This window comes from Agrobacterium rosae, from assembly GCF_002915175.1.
GTDB lineage: Bacteria > Pseudomonadota > Alphaproteobacteria > Rhizobiales > Rhizobiaceae > Agrobacterium > Agrobacterium rosae.
Genome location: NZ_NXEJ01000004.1, coordinates 166,254 through 181,136 on the forward strand (window position 1 = coordinate 166,254; position 14,883 = coordinate 181,136).

Sequence of the window (14,883 nt, forward strand, 5' to 3'; positions counted from 1 at the left end):
TCATTCAGCGAAGTCTATAAGATTGCTTTTAACAACTGGTGTAATCGGAGCGTATTTTTATTTCGTCAAATGCCGTCCGTTCGCAATAAATGGAATAAATGTGGATTTTTTTCCGCAGAATGCGTTGACGGATATCGGTTTTGTGTCTAACACTCCGGCCCATGAAAAATCTTAACGTACTTATCGTGGTGGGACGGCGCATGGGCAGGATGGTGTAACCATCCGGCGAAAGCACCCATGCGCTAAACGAGGCTCCTCAAGGGGCCTTTTTTTATGTCTTCACACGGGCCAAATGGCCCGACGATATCCAAAGCCAAATCGGGATGGAACAGGCAATGACGGATAAGGACACTACGGACAACAGCAACACCATGACGGGCGCGGAAATCGTTCTGCGCGCGCTGAAGGATAATGGCGTCGAGCATATTTTCGGCTATCCCGGCGGTGCGGTTCTTCCGATTTACGACGAGATTTTCCAGCAGGACGATATCCAGCACATTCTGGTGCGCCACGAGCAGGGTGCAGGCCACGCCGCTGAAGGTTATGCCCGTTCCACCGGCAAGGTCGGCGTCATGCTGGTCACCTCCGGTCCCGGTGCCACCAATGCCGTTACGCCGTTGCAGGATGCGTTGATGGACTCGATCCCGCTGGTGTGCATTTCCGGCCAGGTTCCGACATCGCTGATCGGCTCCGATGCGTTTCAGGAGTGCGATACCGTCGGTATCACGCGTCCCTGCACCAAGCACAACTGGCTGGTGAAGGACGTCAACGAGTTGGCTGGCATCATCCATGAGGCTTTCCGCATTGCCCAGACCGGTCGTCCTGGCCCAGTTGTCGTTGATGTTCCCAAGGACATTCAGTTCGCCACCGGCACCTACACGCCGCCATCGGCTGCCATCCAGCAGAAAAGCTATAAGCCGAAGGTTCAGGGCGATCTGAACGCTATTCATGCGGCCATCGAACTGATGTCCAAGGCCAAGCGTCCAATCCTCTATACGGGCGGTGGCGTCATCAATTCCGGCCCGGAAGCAACGCGTTTGCTGCGTGAACTGGTTGAATTGACCGGCTTCCCGATCACCTCGACGTTGATGGGTCTGGGTTGCTATCCGGCCTCGGGCGAAAGATGGCTGGGCATGCTGGGCATGCACGGTTCCTATGAGGCCAACATGGCGATGCATGATTGCGACGTCATGGTCTGTGTCGGCGCGCGTTTCGATGACCGTATCACCGGGCGTCTGAATGCGTTCGCGCCGAACTCCAAGAAAATCCACATCGATATCGATCCGTCCTCGATCAACAAGAACGTTCGCGTTGATGTTCCCATCGTTGGCGATGTCGGGCGTGTTCTGGAAGATATGGTTCGTTTGTGGCGGGCCTTGCCAGCCAAGCCTGCGAAGGCGCAGACGGAAGATTGGAATGCGGATATCACCCGCTGGCGCGCACGCAATTCCTTCGCCTACAAGAATTCCAAAGATGTCATCATGCCGCAATACGCTATTCAGCGTCTGTATGAGGCGTCGAAGGGCCGCGACACCTACATCACCACGGAAGTCGGTCAGCACCAGATGTGGGCCGCGCAGTTCTTCGGCTTCGAAGAGCCGAACCACTGGATGACCTCAGGCGGTCTGGGCACCATGGGTTACGGTCTGCCAGCAGCTATCGGCGTTCAGGTTGCGCATCCGGAAGCGCTGGTCATCGATATCGCTGGCGATGCCTCGATCCAGATGTGCATTCAGGAAATGTCCTGCGCCATTCAGTACAGCCTGCCGGTCAAGATCTTCATCCTGAACAACCAATATATGGGCATGGTACGCCAGTGGCAGCAGTTGCTGCATGGCAACCGCCTGTCCAACTCCTACACGGAAGCCATGCCTGATTTCGTCAAGCTGGCGGAAGCCTATGGCGGTGTCGGCATGTATTGCGACAACCCGAAGGAATTGGACGACAAAATTGCTGAGATGATTGCGGTCGACAAGCCCGTTATCTTCGATTGCCGCGTCGCCAATCTCGCCAACTGCTTCCCGATGATCCCGTCGGGCAAGGCGCATAACGAGATGCTGTTGCCGGATGAAGCAACCGACGAAGCCGTTGCCAATGCAATCGACGCCAAGGGCCGTCAGCTCGTCTGATCTGGAAGGGAATACGGATATGAACGCACATCTACAGCCTACCGGTTCGGCCTACTTCATTCAGAAGGAAACGGAAACCGTTGAAAACCACACGCTATCGGTCCTCGTTGCCAATGAGCCGGGCGTTCTCGCCCGCGTCATCGGCCTGTTTTCTGGTCGCGGTTACAACATCGAAAGCTTGACCGTTTCGGAAACGGAACACGAGGCGCACCTGTCGCGCATCACCATCGTCACGCGCGGTACGCCCGGCGTTTTGGAACAGATCAAGGCGCAGTTGGAACGCATCGTGCCGGTTCACACGGTTGTCGATTTGACAGTCCGCGCCCGCGACATGGGGCAGGAGCGTCCGATCGAACGTGAGGTCGCACTGATCAAGGTCGCCGGTTCGGGCGAAGACCGCGCCGAAGCCTTGCGCCTCGCCGATGCCTTTCAGGCCAAGGTGGTTGACGCGACGGTTGAGCATTTCATCTTCGAAATCACCGGCAAGTCTTCAAAGATCGACCAGTTCATCTCGATCATCAAGCCGCTGGGCCTGATCGAGATTTGCCGCACCGGTATCGCGGCGATGAACCGTGGTCCGCAGGGAATGTAACTGCGCTGTTCTGCCTAAAGAACAATGCCCGCAGTTCTTGCTGCGGGCATTTTCGCATATAGAGGGGAATGCTTTGAAACGAAAATCGCAACAGACGTGGGCGCTCTATTGCCGTAGCTACCTCGTTACCGTTGATCTTTTGATGTTTGCCGGATCGGCATTCACACTCTATCTCGCTTACGGCAATCTGGTTGTCTTGCGGTGGTGGGTTCTTGGCATGGTCGTTGCGATGGTTTTCAGTGGTGCGGCGCTCACAGGTATTGGTCTTTTCGGCAGCCCTTCGCGTGTGGATAGATGGGCGGACGCGGCGTCCACCCATGAGGCCAGTTTGATTTTGATAGTGATCTCGTTTCCGGTCTATTGCGTCTTGAAGCCGTTTTACCAAACTCGGTAAGTCTGCTCCAAACTGATTCAGGTTGTTGTTCTTTTGAATCCAGAAAACACGGCAAGCCGTTAAAATCCTTACAGCATATCCAACGGTACCTTCTGCGTTGGCGGTGGGAATTCTGCGTCGAGTGCGGCCCAGTCATCGTCGCTGATATCCAGACCGGTCGCGCCGCGATTTTCTGTGACGCGCTCCGGGTTTGCACTTTTCGGTATGGCCATCACGCCGTCACGATCCAGCAGAAAGGCGAGTGCGATCTGCGCGGGCGTTGCCTGATAGGCTTTGGCGATGCGGATGAGTTCGTGGTTTTTGAGCAGTTGACCCTGTTGGATCGGTGAGTAGGCCATCAAAGGCACGCCGTGATTCTGGCACCACGGCAGAAGATCATATTCAGGGCCGCGTCTGGACAGATTGTAAAGCACCTGATTGACCGCGCAGTTCTTGCCTTCGGTGAAGGAGAACAGCTCTTCCATGTCGTCTGTGTCGAAGTTGGAGACGCCCCAATCGGTGATCTTTCCGTCCGCTTTCAGCTTTTCAAACGCGCCGACGGTGTCTTCCAACGGATGCGAGCCGCGCCAGTGCAGCAGGTAAAGGTCGAGGTGGTCCGTTCCAAGGCGCTTGAGGCTGCGTTCGCAGGCATCGATTGTGCCTTGCGCGCTGGCATTGAACGGGTAGACCTTGCTGACGAGGAAAACTTGTTCGCGTATATCAACGATCGCCCTGCCAACGACCTCTTCCGATTTTCCATCCGCGTACATTTCCGCAGTATCGACAACCGTCATCCCCAGCTCGACGGATTTGCGGATACTGGAAATCTCGCTGATTTCGGCGGCGCGTTCCTCGCCCATGTTCCAAGTTCCTATCCCCAATGCGGGAATGCTGACACCAGAGGGCAGGGTAACGGTTGGGATATCATCGAACATGTCATTGCTCCGGTTTCTCATGCTGTGTGCATCTTAAACCAGTGAGCGGTCAGGTCGATCCATCAAAACTTACGGGTTTGTGCGCCTCAGCTTCGCTGCAACGAGGTTTTTCAAGTTTTGGCGGATGTCTTAACGTCTCTTCGGCTTGCGCCTTTATTCTTCTTTCGTTCTTTTTCAGTTGCACTTTACGCTCGAATCCTGCGAAGAGAACGCATGCAATTTTCACCGCAACAGGACGAAGCCCTGAAGGCTGTTTCGCGATGGCTGAAGGAAGGCCGTACGCAGGTTTTCCGACTGTTCGGCTATGCCGGCACGGGCAAGACGACGCTTGCCAAGCATTTTGCCGAAAATGTCGATGGCGAGGTGCTGTTTGCGGCCTTTACCGGCAAGGCTGCCCAGGTTCTGCGCTCGCGTGGGGCCACCAATGCTCGCACGATTCATTCGCTGATCTATCGCCCGCGCGGCGAAGAGGCGGTGGAAAACGAAGAAACCGGCAAGACATCCATCGCGCCGATGTTTTCCATCAACCGGCAGAGCCCGCTTGCCAAGGCGGCACTCATCATCATCGACGAGTGCTCGATGGTGGATGAAGCGCTGGGCAGGGACTTGATGAGTTTCAGCACGCCGATCCTCGTTCTGGGCGATCCGGGGCAGCTGCCGCCCGTATCCGGTGGTGGCTTTTTCACGGATCAGGAGCCGGATTTTCTGCTGTCGGAAATTCACCGTCAGGCCAAAGACAACCCGATCATCCAGCTGGCCATGGATGTGCGGGAGGGCAAGGAAATCATGCGCGGAGATTACGGTGCCGCGCAGGTGATTTCCAAAAACGAAGTGACCCAGGGGCTTGTGCTGGACGCGGACCAGGTGCTGGTCGGTACCAACAGAACCCGCCGCCGCTACAATCAGCGCCTTCGCGAGTTGAAGGGTTTTGTGGCCGACTATCCGCAATCTGGTGATAAGCTGGTGTGCCTGCGCAACGACCCCGCCAAGGGATTGCTGAACGGCTCGCTTTGGCAGGTGATGAGTTCGTCACGCGAAACCGTCAAGCCGGGCATCAACCTGATGATCCGCCCCGAAGACGACGATATGGATCGCGGTGCGGCGAAGATAAAATTGTTGAAGGCGGCGTTCGAGGAGACGGAAACCGAGATACCGTGGACGACGCGCAAGCGTTATGACGAGTTCGATTACGGTTATGCGCTGACCGTGCATAAGGCCCAAGGTTCGCAGTGGAACAATGTCGTCTTGTTTGATGAGAGCTTTGCATTTCGCGATTCGCGCGAGCGGTGGCTCTATACCGCGATTACCCGTGCGGCCGAAACACTGACGATCGTGCGTTGAAATAAAAACGCCCGGTGCAGTTTTTCATCTGCACCGGGCGTTTTTGTTTCTTATCGCGAAAAGGCTTCAGTCTTGTGATGCGGCTTCCCGGTCAGGGCTGATGACGCCCAGCATGAACGCCTTGGCCACAGCCTGAAAGCGGTTATTGGCGCTGACTTTTTCCATCACGCTGGCTTCCAGCTTCTGGAGTTCGTCGCCAGAAATGCCGAGTGTTCGTGCAAGCCGAATAGGCGCATAGCCTTCTGCCATCAACTCCAGGCATTTGCGCTCTTGCGTGTCCAACTCGACGTGTGATGCATCGATAACATCATCGTCTGCATCCGAGGCAACATCCTCGGTTAGGAGAACGTCACTGATCTGCTGAATCTGTCGGCGGACGGTGGAGATCTCTCCAGCCAGTTCGCTTTTGCGTGCGTTCAGAACGTTCTGGAATATGGCGTCCGCCTCAGCCTGCGTCGGCGCGTCGGCCAGTTTCTGCATGATGTCCTGAATGGTCGCGACGGGTATGCCGATCTCGCGACAGAAATTCACCACTGCCATGCGCCGCACGTCCTGATGCGAATATATGCGCATCAATCCGGCACGACGTGAGGATATGATTTCTTTCTCTTCATAGAAGTGCAGAGTGCGGTGCGTTACGCCAAACATGTTGGCCATGTCGGCAATGCCGACCGGCTCTGGTGGCATATGAGATGGTTGGGGGATATCTGGAAGAAAACCTTTGCGTTTTGCAGTCGAGGCATCCTGATGCAGCGATGTCTTCGGTTCTTCCGTATCGCGCATCGGTTTGGCCCTCCACCGGGCTTCATTGCGCGCTCTTCCGGGTATGGACCGTCGCACAGGGAGTTCATCTTTCAAGAGGTCGTCAGTTCCCCCATCGATAGCCAGATCGAAATTCGGGTTTAGCTTCAAGTTTGTTTCCGCGTAAAAATAATCACTAGCCATAATGAGTCCCCTAACCCTAATGGGTTGTAGAATTCGAATGCCGGGTTTTGGTTCCAAAACTTTTTCATTATTTTTCGAGTGGTGCTTGCGAGATAGGCTAGAGTGGGGGAAACAAAGCCTTCCAATGTTGAAAACAAGCGATGATCCCCCATGCCAACCAAGCTCTCCGTTAATCTCAATGCCATTGCCATGTTGCGTAACCGCCGCGATCTGCCGTGGCCTGACGTCGAGCAATTTGGCCGCATTGCGCTGCGCGCGGGAGCCAGCGGATTGACCGTGCATCCGCGTCCGGATCAGCGCCATATCCGCTTTTCCGACTTGCCGGTGTTGCGCGCCCTCATCGATGACGAGTTCCCGCAGGCCGAGTTCAATATGGAGGGTTACCCGACCGAAGACTTTCTGCTGCTGTGCGAGGAAACGCAGCCGGAGCAGGTGACGCTGGTGCCGGATGATCCCGCGCAGGCGACTTCCGATCATGGCTGGGATTTTCGCAAGCATGCCACCTTCCTGAAGGAGACCGTGGCGCGTCTCATGGCTGGCGGCATGCGCGTGTCTCTTTTTGCTGATGGCGATGGGGATGAGGAGGCGGTTCGACTTGCGGCGGAAACGCGGGCGGCTCGCATCGAGCTTTACACCGGCCCCTATGGCGGCTGTTATGACAATCCTGAGCAGGCTGCGATGTGGATCGAAAAGCTTGGGGTAACCGCCGATTACGCCAAGGCGCTCGACCTAGAGGTCAATGCCGGCCATGATCTGACCGTTGCCAACCTGCCGGCACTGGTCCGGCGCATTCCGGATCTGGCGGAAGTCTCCATCGGACACGGGCTGACGGCGGATGCGATGGAATATGGAATGACTGAGACGGTACGGCGTTTTTGTCGCGCCTGTGGTCAGACTATTTCATAACTATCGTCAATTTTTGCCTTTATATTGTATCCGCGCACGATAATGCGCGGATATTTTTATTTTAGAAGGGCAAATTTTTATGCAGCAGCACCACGTTGTCGTCGTTGGGGGAGGCTTCGGCGGACTGCAGGTCGTTCATGGACTTAAAGGCGCGCCGGTTCGCATCACCTTGATCGACCGCCGTAATCATCACCTGTTTCAGCCGCTGCTTTATCAAGTGGCGACCACGGCGCTGGCGACATCCGAAATCGCCTGGCCGATACGGCGGCTTTACCGCGACCGGCAGGAAGTCACCACGCTTTTATCGGAAGTCGGCGGCATAGACCGGCAGAACCGCAACGTCATCCTGACATCGGGTGAGACCGTTCCCTTCGATACGCTGGTGTTGGCCACCGGTGCACGCCATGCCTATTTCGGCAATGACGCGTGGGAAAAACATGCGCCCGGTTTGAAAACGCTTGAGGACGCAACGACCATCCGCCGCCGTCTGCTGCTGGCTTTCGAGCGCGCCGAGCTTGCGGCAACGGAAGAGGAAAAGCAGGCGCATCTGACCTTCGTGGTCATCGGTGCCGGCCCGACCGGTGTCGAGATGGCCGGAATGATTGCGGAACTGGCCCACAAGGTGCTGCCGCCGGAATTTCGCAATGTCGATACTCGCAAGACGCGGGTTCTGCTGGTCGAAGCGGGGCCAAGAGTTTTGCCCGCTTTCACCGAGAAACTGTCGGCCTACAGCAAAACTGCGCTGGAAAAGCTGGGCGTCGAAGTGCTGCTTGGAACACCGGTTTCGGCCTGCACGGAAGACGGCGTCAAGATCGGTGAGGACTTCACGCCCGCCCGCACCATCATCTGGGCTGCTGGCGTTCAGGCATCGCCCGCTGCAAAATGGCTCGATACGACGTCTGACAGGGCAGGGCGCGCGGAAGTCGGCCCGCAGCTCAATATACCCGGTGACCCCAACATCTTCGTCATTGGCGACACGGCTCTGGTGAAGCAGGAAGACGGCAAACCCGTGCCGGGGGTCGCGCCGGCTGCCAAGCAGCAGGGCGGCTATGTCGCAGAGGTCATCACGGCGCGTCTGGCAGGCAAGACCGAACAACCGGCCTTCCACTACCGTCACCAGGGCAATCTCGCCACCATCGGCAAAAGCGCCGCAGTTGCCGATTTCGGCAAGATCAAGCTGACGGGTGTTCTGGCATGGTGGATATGGGGCCTCGCCCACATCTACTTCCTTATCGGCACCCGCTCGCGCCTTGCCGTGGCGTGGAGCTGGCTGTGGATTTATCTCAGCGGTCAACATAGCGCACGGCTGATTACGCAGAAAGAGACGCTGAAGGACGAGGCGTGAGTATAACGCTGCTGCCCTGGGAGGCGTGACGTTACACCCAACCTCCGTGACCCTCGGGCTTGTCCCGAGGGTCTATCCACGGTCAACGTCGTGGTTCGTTGGATCCTCGGGTCAAGCCCGAGGATGAGGTTGTGTGCGGGGCAGTGGCGTGTGCCTTCAAAGGGGGGAGTGGTATTCCCCCAAGACCTTGCAGCTACCTCAAGCCGAAAGAAGCGCCGCTTTGTGCGCCGTGAAGAACGCCTCAGACGTCTGCGGCTTCTCGCCCGTCAACGTTTCATAATCGCTGGTTACGAGATCGAAATTGCCAGCAGCGATGTTTGCATCGGCGGATGCCAGCATTTCGGCTACGAAGCCGGGGAGGCCGGCACCTTCGATGCCCTTTTGCAGATCGGCAGGCGATACCTTGATGACTGCCAGTGGCTTGCCGGCTGCGTGCGAGATGATCGCGCCGATTTCGTCGGCATTGAGCGATTCTGGGCCGGTGACGGTGTAGGTCTTGTTCTCGGCCTTGCCCTTGGCGAGGGCTGCGGCGGCTGCACGGGCGCAGTCATCGCGGGAGATGTTGGGAACCTTGCCGTCACCCATGGCTGTGAACCATTGTCCGCTTTGCAGATTGTGCGCCATGGAATGCAGGTAGTTGTCGTTATACCAGGCGTTGCGGATGATGGTGTAGGGCAGGCCGCTTGCCTTGATCGCTTCTTCGGTTCCCAGATGGTCGGGAGCGAAGGTGACGAGCGACTTGTCCGGGTTCGGCATGGATGTATAGGCAAGGTGCTTTACACCAGCGGTCTTTGCTGCGGCAACCGCTGCCTTGTGCTGCGTCAGACGCAAGCCGGGTACGGCAAGCGCATCCGTGGAGATGATGAGAACCGTGTCGATCCCGGCAAAGGCCGCATCCAGCGACGCTGCGTCATCGAAATCGGCCTTGCGCACTTCCACGCCCTTTGAACCGAGTGCCGAGAGCTTGGAGGTGTCGCGGCTTGCCGCAACGATATCGGACGCGGGAACATGGTATGTTTCCAAAAGGTGGCGAATGATCGCCTGGCCGAGGTTGCCGGAAGCGCCGGTCACGAGAATCTTGCTCATAGAGTTATTCCTTTTTCAGTGGTCTCAAAAAGAGAGTAGGGATAGAATAGGAATTGACTGCTATCTGTAAAGAAGGCATTTTTACCGCTCTACGTTACCAAAAGGGAACCACCATGACCGCAACGATTTCCAGATTAAAGCCGACATCGTCTGCCCCGATGCCTGATTTCGCCAATCTGGATTTTGCCAACTGCCCGGTGCGGGACCTGCTCAACCATATCGGTGGCAAGTGGTCCACCTTGCTTTTGCAAGCTCTTGCGGAACGACCCTATAGATTTGGCGAACTTCGCCGCATGGTGCCGGATATTTCCCAGCGCATGCTGACACAGACCCTGCGCGACCTTCAGCGAGATGGTTATATTCACCGGGAAGTTTTTCCGACGAAACCGCCAAGCGTGGAATACAGCATGACGCCGCTCGGGCGCTCGCTCTATCGTCCATTGTCTGAAGTCATCAACTGGGCGCTGGAGAACCACGATGCGGTTAAGGACGCGCGTCAGCGTTTCGAAGCCTGAGCCCGCCCGCCCACGGATGACGGCCACACCGCAGGCATTTTCGCCAGCGCTGATATTGCGCTGCGTCAATTCGTAATTTCCTTTTAAAAATTGCTTGACCCCGCTCGCGGCTCCCCTTAAACAACACTCGAACCGTACCGTACGGTACATATTTGTCAGATGGAGTGGGCAAGGTGGGGACCGATCCGATCACAGCGCAGGAATTTTCGCCGCGTCAGAACGCCGTTCTGGAGCAGGCTTTGCGTCTTCTGGTCGAGGGCGGAGAAAAAGCGCTGACCACATCTGGCCTGGCGCGCGCCGCGAACTGTTCCAAGGAAAGTCTCTACAAGTGGTTCGGCGACCGCGATGGTCTGTTGGCTGCGATGATCACCTTTCAACAGAGCAAGGTCCGCACCTTCGAAAAGGCAGGCGACCGCGTGTCGGCGGCGCAACTGACCGATCATCTTGAAGTTTTTGCCCATGATCTTCTGGACGTTCTGGCGGGCGATGTCTCGCTGGCGCTGAACCGTCTGGCGATTGGGCAGGCGACCCGTGATGGCTCCAAGCTCGGCAATCTTCTTCTGGAGCGCGGACGTCGCCAGATCGACAAGCGCTCTCGCGGCTTGATCGAGGCGGGACGTCGCTCCGGCTACCTGCGCTTCGATGATCTCGAGGACGCCTATCGCAGCTTTTATGGCCTGATCGTTTCCGACTTGCATGTGCGCATGCTGCTCGGTGAAGCGCAGCAGGTCAAGGATTTCTCGTCGCGGGCGCGCAAGGCTGTTTCGGCCTTTCTGACGCTCTACGGCACGGAAAAAGTACATTCGGAAATCGGCGGAAAGGTCGCCTGAATTTTCGGCCCTAACAACTTGATTTAGCACAGGAAGGACTATCCAATGCGCGTTTATTACGATCGTGATGCCGATCTCAATCTCATCAAGGCGAAGAATGTCGTCATCGTCGGTTATGGCTCGCAGGGCCGCGCCCACGCGCTGAACCTGAAGGACAGCGGTTCCACGAACGTCGTCATTGCTTTGAAGGCCGGTTCTGGCACGATCAAGAAGGCAGAAGCCGATGGCTTCAAGGTCATGACCGTTGCCGAAGCTGCAAAGTGGGGCGACCTCTTGATGATGGCAACGCCTGACGAACTTCAGGCCGACATTTACAAGGCAGAAATTGCCGACAACATTCGTGATGGTGCAGCGATTGCCTTCGCGCACGGTCTCAACGTTCACTTCGGCCTTATCGAGCCGAAGGCTTCGCTCGACGTCATCATGATCGCACCAAAGGGCCCTGGCCACACGGTTCGCGGCGAATACCAGAAGGGTGGCGGCGTGCCTTGCCTCGTTGCCGTTCACCAGAACGCTTCGGGCAATGCGCTTGAAGTTGCGCTCTCCTACGCCTGCGGCGTTGGTGGCGGTCGTTCGGGCATCATCGAAACCAACTTCCGCGAAGAGTGCGAAACCGACCTCTTCGGCGAACAGGTCGTTCTGTGCGGCGGTCTCGTCGAGCTGATCCGCGCTGGTTTCGAAACGCTGGTCGAAGGCGGTTATGCGCCTGAAATGGCCTATTTCGAGTGCCTGCACGAAGTAAAGCTCATCGTAGACCTGATCTACGAAGGCGGCATCGCCAACATGAACTACTCCATCTCCAACACGGCGGAATGGGGCGAATACGTCACCGGCCCGCGCATCATCACCGCTGAAACAAAGGCTGAAATGAAGCGCGTCCTGCACGACATCCAGACCGGCAAGTTCACGTCCGACTGGATGCAGGAATACCGCTCCGGTGCCGCCCGCTTCAAGGGCATCCGCCGCATGAACGACGTTCACCAGATCGAAGAAGTCGGCGCAAAGCTTCGCGGCATGATGCCTTGGATCGGCAAGAACAAGCTGGTTGATAAGGCTGTCAACTAAGACTGCTTAATGTCTTCGTCACATTGACGAGGGTGAAAATAAAATTGCTAGGGATGCGGAGGGCAACTTTCGCATCCTTTTTTCTTGTCGATAATGTCGAAAGCTGGTCTTCTTGTGCGACTTGATGACGGAGGACGCTATCGTGCATGAAGAGGACACGTTATTATCCGCAACGGATTTGGATGAAATCCGTCAACTGGAAGAAAGCCTGTGGATCGCCGAGACACGTTTCGACGTTGCATTGATGGACAAAGTTCTTGCTAAAGACTTTTTCGAGTTCGGGCGATCGGGACGAACCTATAAAAGGGCTGAGATACTTGTCGAGGCTCGCCCAGGACAGACGATAAAAGCCACTATTCCCCTCCTGAGTTTTCACGGTCGACAACTGTCACCGGACATCGTTCAGGCGACGTATGTGAGTGAAGCGGTTTACGGTGATGTCGTGGAGTGGGCTAATCGCTCTTCGATCTGGAGCCGCGAGGGGAATAGTTGGAAACTTCGGTTTCATCAAGGAACGCCGGTCGACAAATCGGCTGACGGTACGTCTCATCTGCTCTCTCATGTTGCTAACGCTGAACGATTGCGAAGTTCGGTGGAACAACTTCAGAGCGGTGACGTGATTGAGCGCGATCCGACCCAAGCTTGATGTGGTGCTGGTAGCTCTACCTCCCTCATTCCTGTGCTTGTCACAGGAATCCAGTCAGCCCAAGTCTTTGGGCTGAGGAAAGTCTTTCGCCGCGCAGACGCTCGACGACTGGATTCCTGTGACAAGCACAGGAATGAGGTGGTGTAAAACTTTACGTCCCCGGCGCAATCACACCCTTCGTCAGAATAAAACACCCGTAGAACCGCGTTTCGCCCGTCGTAATCACGCAATAGGCATCCTTTGCCTGCTCATAAAAGGCAAAGCGTTCGATGCCGTACATCGGGGCGGATTTGCCTTCGGCGGCGTCGATTTCAGCCTGCACTTCGGCCTGCACCGGCTCTATCTGGTCTGGTGCGCCCATGACTTCCATGCGGCCGACTGAGGGTTGAATGGGAGTATCCAGCGGGAAGACGGAGAGGATGGCTTTCATGGCGCGGGCGGCGGAGATGTTTTCCATGCGCAGAACCTGGCCGACCACCGTGTGCTGGGCGATGCTGTCGGATGGGAAGTTGGTGTCCGTGATGACAAGCGTGTCGGCGTGGCCCATGGCGCGCAGCGCGTGCAGCACATCGGCGTTGAGAGCCGGGTCGATATTCTTGAGCATTGTATCCTCCATCATGCGTCAAATCAGTGGCCTGCAATCGAGCCGGAAATTCTGCCGCCGTCAATCCATCGTGATGCCGATTGTAGACTCTTGTCCGAGGATGTATTGCGTATGCACCTTCCGGGAGGTTGCGCAGAAAAGGTGAAAAACCGTACCAAAAATCGATAAGTCAGCATTGCTGACCTATCGGTGTTTCTGTACATATATGCGCAAGAAAACGAAACAAGAGGAAACGAACCCATGCTCGATTGGGAACAGATTTTCGCCACGCGCTCGTCGCGCATGAAGGCGTCCGAAATCCGCGAATTGCTGAAGTTGCTGGAACAACCAGATATCATTTCCTTCGCGGGCGGTATTCCTGATCCTGCGCTGTTTCCAGACCAGGAATTCAAGCAGGCTTACGCGGATATTTTCTCTGGCCCGCAGGTCAATTCCGCCCTGCAATATTCCGTTAGCGAAGGCTACAAGCCGCTGCGCGAGTGGATCGTGAAAGACATGGAAAAGATCGGCATCGAATGCTCGGTCGATAACGTCTTCATCACGTCCGGTTCGCAGCAGGCGCTGGATTATCTCGGCAAGCTGTTCCTTTCGCCCAACGATACGGCGCTGGTGACATGGCCGACCTATCTCGGCGCTCTCTCGGCCTTCAATGCCTATGAGCCGACCTATGATCAACTGAACCCTGGTGGTAACCGCACGCCGCAGACCTATCGCGATGCCGCGACCAAGGCTGGCGGTTCGGTGAAGTTCGCTTATCTCTCGGCTGACTTTTCCAACCCGACCGGCGAGACCGTCGATCTGGCGGGCCGCAAGAAGTTGCTTGAACTGGCCGACGAGCTGGATATCGCCGTTCTCGAAGATGCTGCCTATCAGAATCTGCGTTTCGACGGCGAACCCGTTACGCCAATTCTGGCGCTCGATATCGCTCGCAGCGGTGGCATTGAAAAGACCCGCACTATCTATTCCGGCAGCTTTTCCAAGACGCTGGCACCGGGCCTGCGCGTCGGCTTCGTGGTTGCGGCCATGCCCGTCATTCGCAAGCTGGTGCTGATGAAGCAGGCAGCAGACCTGCATTCCTCGACCATCAACCAGATGGCCATCGAGCATGTCGCATCGCGCGGTTTCGACAAGCAGGTCGCAAAGATCAAGGCTGCCTACAGCGCGCGTCGGGATGCGATGCTGGCGGCTCTCGAGAAATACATGCCGAAATTTGCCAGCTGGACGAAGCCGGAAGGCGGCATGTTCGTCTGGGTCACGCTACCGGAAGGCATGGATGGTGCAGAGCTTCTCGCCAAGTCCTTGTCCACAGAGCGGGTCGCTTTCGTGCCCGGCAAGGCGTTCTATGCCGATGGTTCAGGCGCCAACACGCTGCGCATTAGCTTCTCCTGCGCCAATGAGCAGATGATCGATGAAGGCATCAAGCGCCTCGGTCGCCTGATTGCCGGTGCGGAAACGACATCCAACGAGACGATGCCGCTGGTTTAAGCGGCAGCTTTTTTACGTCATCCTCGGGCTTGTCCCGAGGATCTAACGCACCCCAACATCAAACGTGGTTAGACCCTCGGGACAAG

Annotated in this window: 15 protein-coding genes; 11 read left to right on the plus strand and 4 right to left on the minus strand. The window is 56.6% G+C overall.

The window, feature by feature from the left end:
- Nucleotides 1–335: 335 nt before the first annotated feature.
- The 3 genes from CPJ18_RS08075 (at nucleotide 336) to CPJ18_RS08085 (ending at nucleotide 3,115) form a co-directional block, all read left to right on the plus strand.
- On the plus strand, nucleotides 336–2,129 hold the full coding sequence (locus CPJ18_RS08075) for an acetolactate synthase 3 large subunit (RefSeq protein ID WP_103657902.1): 1,794 nt from the start codon (nucleotides 336–338) through the stop codon (nucleotides 2,127–2,129).
- Between the two features lie 19 nt (nucleotides 2,130–2,148).
- Complete coding sequence (ilvN, locus tag CPJ18_RS08080) at nucleotides 2,149–2,721, plus strand: acetolactate synthase small subunit (RefSeq protein ID WP_067645387.1); 573 nt, start codon at nucleotides 2,149–2,151, stop codon at nucleotides 2,719–2,721.
- Nucleotides 2,722–2,794: 73 nt separating this feature from the next.
- Entirely contained in the window at nucleotides 2,795–3,115 is a 321-nt protein-coding gene (locus CPJ18_RS08085) for a hypothetical protein (RefSeq protein ID WP_146258665.1), read from the plus strand.
- Nucleotides 3,116–3,183: 68 nt separating this feature from the next.
- Here the strand turns inward: CPJ18_RS08085 and CPJ18_RS08090 are convergent, their stop codons facing one another.
- Nucleotides 3,184–4,029: an aldo/keto reductase gene (locus tag CPJ18_RS08090; protein ID WP_103657678.1), complete on the minus strand. Its 846-nt coding sequence runs from the start codon at nucleotides 4,027–4,029 to the stop codon at nucleotides 3,184–3,186.
- 213 nt (nucleotides 4,030–4,242) lie between these two features.
- Between CPJ18_RS08090 and CPJ18_RS08095 the strand changes: the two genes are divergently transcribed.
- On the plus strand, nucleotides 4,243–5,370 hold the full coding sequence (locus CPJ18_RS08095) for an ATP-dependent DNA helicase (protein ID WP_077107437.1): 1,128 nt from the start codon (nucleotides 4,243–4,245) through the stop codon (nucleotides 5,368–5,370).
- Nucleotides 5,371–5,436: 66 nt separating this feature from the next.
- Here CPJ18_RS08095 and CPJ18_RS08100 read toward each other — a convergent pair whose 3' ends face one another.
- Entirely contained in the window at nucleotides 5,437–6,153 is a 717-nt protein-coding gene (locus tag CPJ18_RS08100) for a MerR family transcriptional regulator (protein ID WP_077117312.1), read from the minus strand.
- A 312-nt stretch (nucleotides 6,154–6,465) separates the two neighbouring features.
- Between CPJ18_RS08100 and CPJ18_RS08105 the strand changes: the two genes are divergently transcribed.
- Entirely contained in the window at nucleotides 6,466–7,221 is a 756-nt protein-coding gene (locus CPJ18_RS08105) for a pyridoxine 5'-phosphate synthase (protein WP_103657679.1), read from the plus strand.
- Nucleotides 7,222–7,300: 79 nt separating this feature from the next.
- The gene (locus tag CPJ18_RS08110; RefSeq protein WP_103657680.1) at nucleotides 7,301–8,566 is read left to right on the plus strand and encodes an NAD(P)/FAD-dependent oxidoreductase; all 1,266 of its coding nucleotides are present in this window, start codon (nucleotides 7,301–7,303) and stop codon (nucleotides 8,564–8,566) included.
- Between the two features lie 198 nt (nucleotides 8,567–8,764).
- Here the strand turns inward: CPJ18_RS08110 and CPJ18_RS08115 are convergent, their stop codons facing one another.
- Complete coding sequence (locus CPJ18_RS08115; RefSeq protein WP_103657681.1) at nucleotides 8,765–9,652, minus strand: SDR family oxidoreductase; 888 nt, start codon at nucleotides 9,650–9,652, stop codon at nucleotides 8,765–8,767.
- Between the two features lie 113 nt (nucleotides 9,653–9,765).
- Here CPJ18_RS08115 and CPJ18_RS08120 point away from each other — a divergent pair, with 113 nt between their 5' ends.
- From CPJ18_RS08120 to CPJ18_RS08135, 4 genes are all read left to right on the plus strand, one after another.
- Nucleotides 9,766–10,167, plus strand: coding sequence for a winged helix-turn-helix transcriptional regulator (locus CPJ18_RS08120; RefSeq protein ID WP_103657682.1), 402 nt, complete (start codon nucleotides 9,766–9,768; stop codon nucleotides 10,165–10,167).
- Between the two features lie 173 nt (nucleotides 10,168–10,340).
- Complete coding sequence (locus CPJ18_RS08125; protein WP_103657903.1) at nucleotides 10,341–10,997, plus strand: TetR/AcrR family transcriptional regulator; 657 nt, start codon at nucleotides 10,341–10,343, stop codon at nucleotides 10,995–10,997.
- A 45-nt stretch (nucleotides 10,998–11,042) separates the two neighbouring features.
- Nucleotides 11,043–12,062, plus strand: coding sequence for a ketol-acid reductoisomerase (gene ilvC / locus CPJ18_RS08130; RefSeq protein ID WP_077107430.1), 1,020 nt, complete (start codon nucleotides 11,043–11,045; stop codon nucleotides 12,060–12,062).
- 142 nt (nucleotides 12,063–12,204) lie between these two features.
- Complete coding sequence (locus CPJ18_RS08135; protein ID WP_167397859.1) at nucleotides 12,205–12,708, plus strand: DUF4440 domain-containing protein; 504 nt, start codon at nucleotides 12,205–12,207, stop codon at nucleotides 12,706–12,708.
- A gap of 151 nt (nucleotides 12,709–12,859) precedes the next feature.
- Here CPJ18_RS08135 and CPJ18_RS08145 read toward each other — a convergent pair whose 3' ends face one another.
- Nucleotides 12,860–13,312, minus strand: a complete 453-nt coding sequence (locus tag CPJ18_RS08145; RefSeq protein ID WP_103657904.1) for an RbsD/FucU family protein — start codon at nucleotides 13,310–13,312, stop codon at nucleotides 12,860–12,862.
- A 240-nt stretch (nucleotides 13,313–13,552) separates the two neighbouring features.
- On the opposite strand from CPJ18_RS08145, the gene CPJ18_RS08150 reads away from it, so the two are divergent.
- Nucleotides 13,553–14,797, plus strand: coding sequence for an aminotransferase-like domain-containing protein (locus CPJ18_RS08150; protein WP_103657905.1), 1,245 nt, complete (start codon nucleotides 13,553–13,555; stop codon nucleotides 14,795–14,797).
- Nucleotides 14,798–14,883: the final 86 nt, after the last annotated feature.

Coding starts and splice junctions, on each gene's coding strand:
- CPJ18_RS08120 (WP_103657682.1), top strand. CDS start 9,766: ATGACCGCAACGATTTCCAGATTAAAGCCGACATCGTCTGCCCCGATG.
- CPJ18_RS08110 (WP_103657680.1), top strand. CDS start 7,301: ATGCAGCAGCACCACGTTGTCGTCGTTGGGGGAGGCTTCGGCGGACTG.
- CPJ18_RS08075 (WP_103657902.1), top strand. CDS start 336: ATGACGGATAAGGACACTACGGACAACAGCAACACCATGACGGGCGCG.
- ilvC (WP_077107430.1), top strand. CDS start 11,043: ATGCGCGTTTATTACGATCGTGATGCCGATCTCAATCTCATCAAGGCG.
- CPJ18_RS08095 (WP_077107437.1), top strand. CDS start 4,243: ATGCAATTTTCACCGCAACAGGACGAAGCCCTGAAGGCTGTTTCGCGA.
- CPJ18_RS08145 (WP_103657904.1), bottom strand. CDS start 13,312: ATGCTCAAGAATATCGACCCGGCTCTCAACGCCGATGTGCTGCACGCG.
- CPJ18_RS08100 (WP_077117312.1), bottom strand. CDS start 6,153: ATGCGCGATACGGAAGAACCGAAGACATCGCTGCATCAGGATGCCTCG.
- CPJ18_RS08115 (WP_103657681.1), bottom strand. CDS start 9,652: ATGAGCAAGATTCTCGTGACCGGCGCTTCCGGCAACCTCGGCCAGGCG.
- CPJ18_RS08105 (WP_103657679.1), top strand. CDS start 6,466: ATGCCAACCAAGCTCTCCGTTAATCTCAATGCCATTGCCATGTTGCGT.
- CPJ18_RS08150 (WP_103657905.1), top strand. CDS start 13,553: ATGCTCGATTGGGAACAGATTTTCGCCACGCGCTCGTCGCGCATGAAG.
- ilvN (WP_067645387.1), top strand. CDS start 2,149: ATGAACGCACATCTACAGCCTACCGGTTCGGCCTACTTCATTCAGAAG.
- CPJ18_RS08090 (WP_103657678.1), bottom strand. CDS start 4,029: ATGTTCGATGATATCCCAACCGTTACCCTGCCCTCTGGTGTCAGCATT.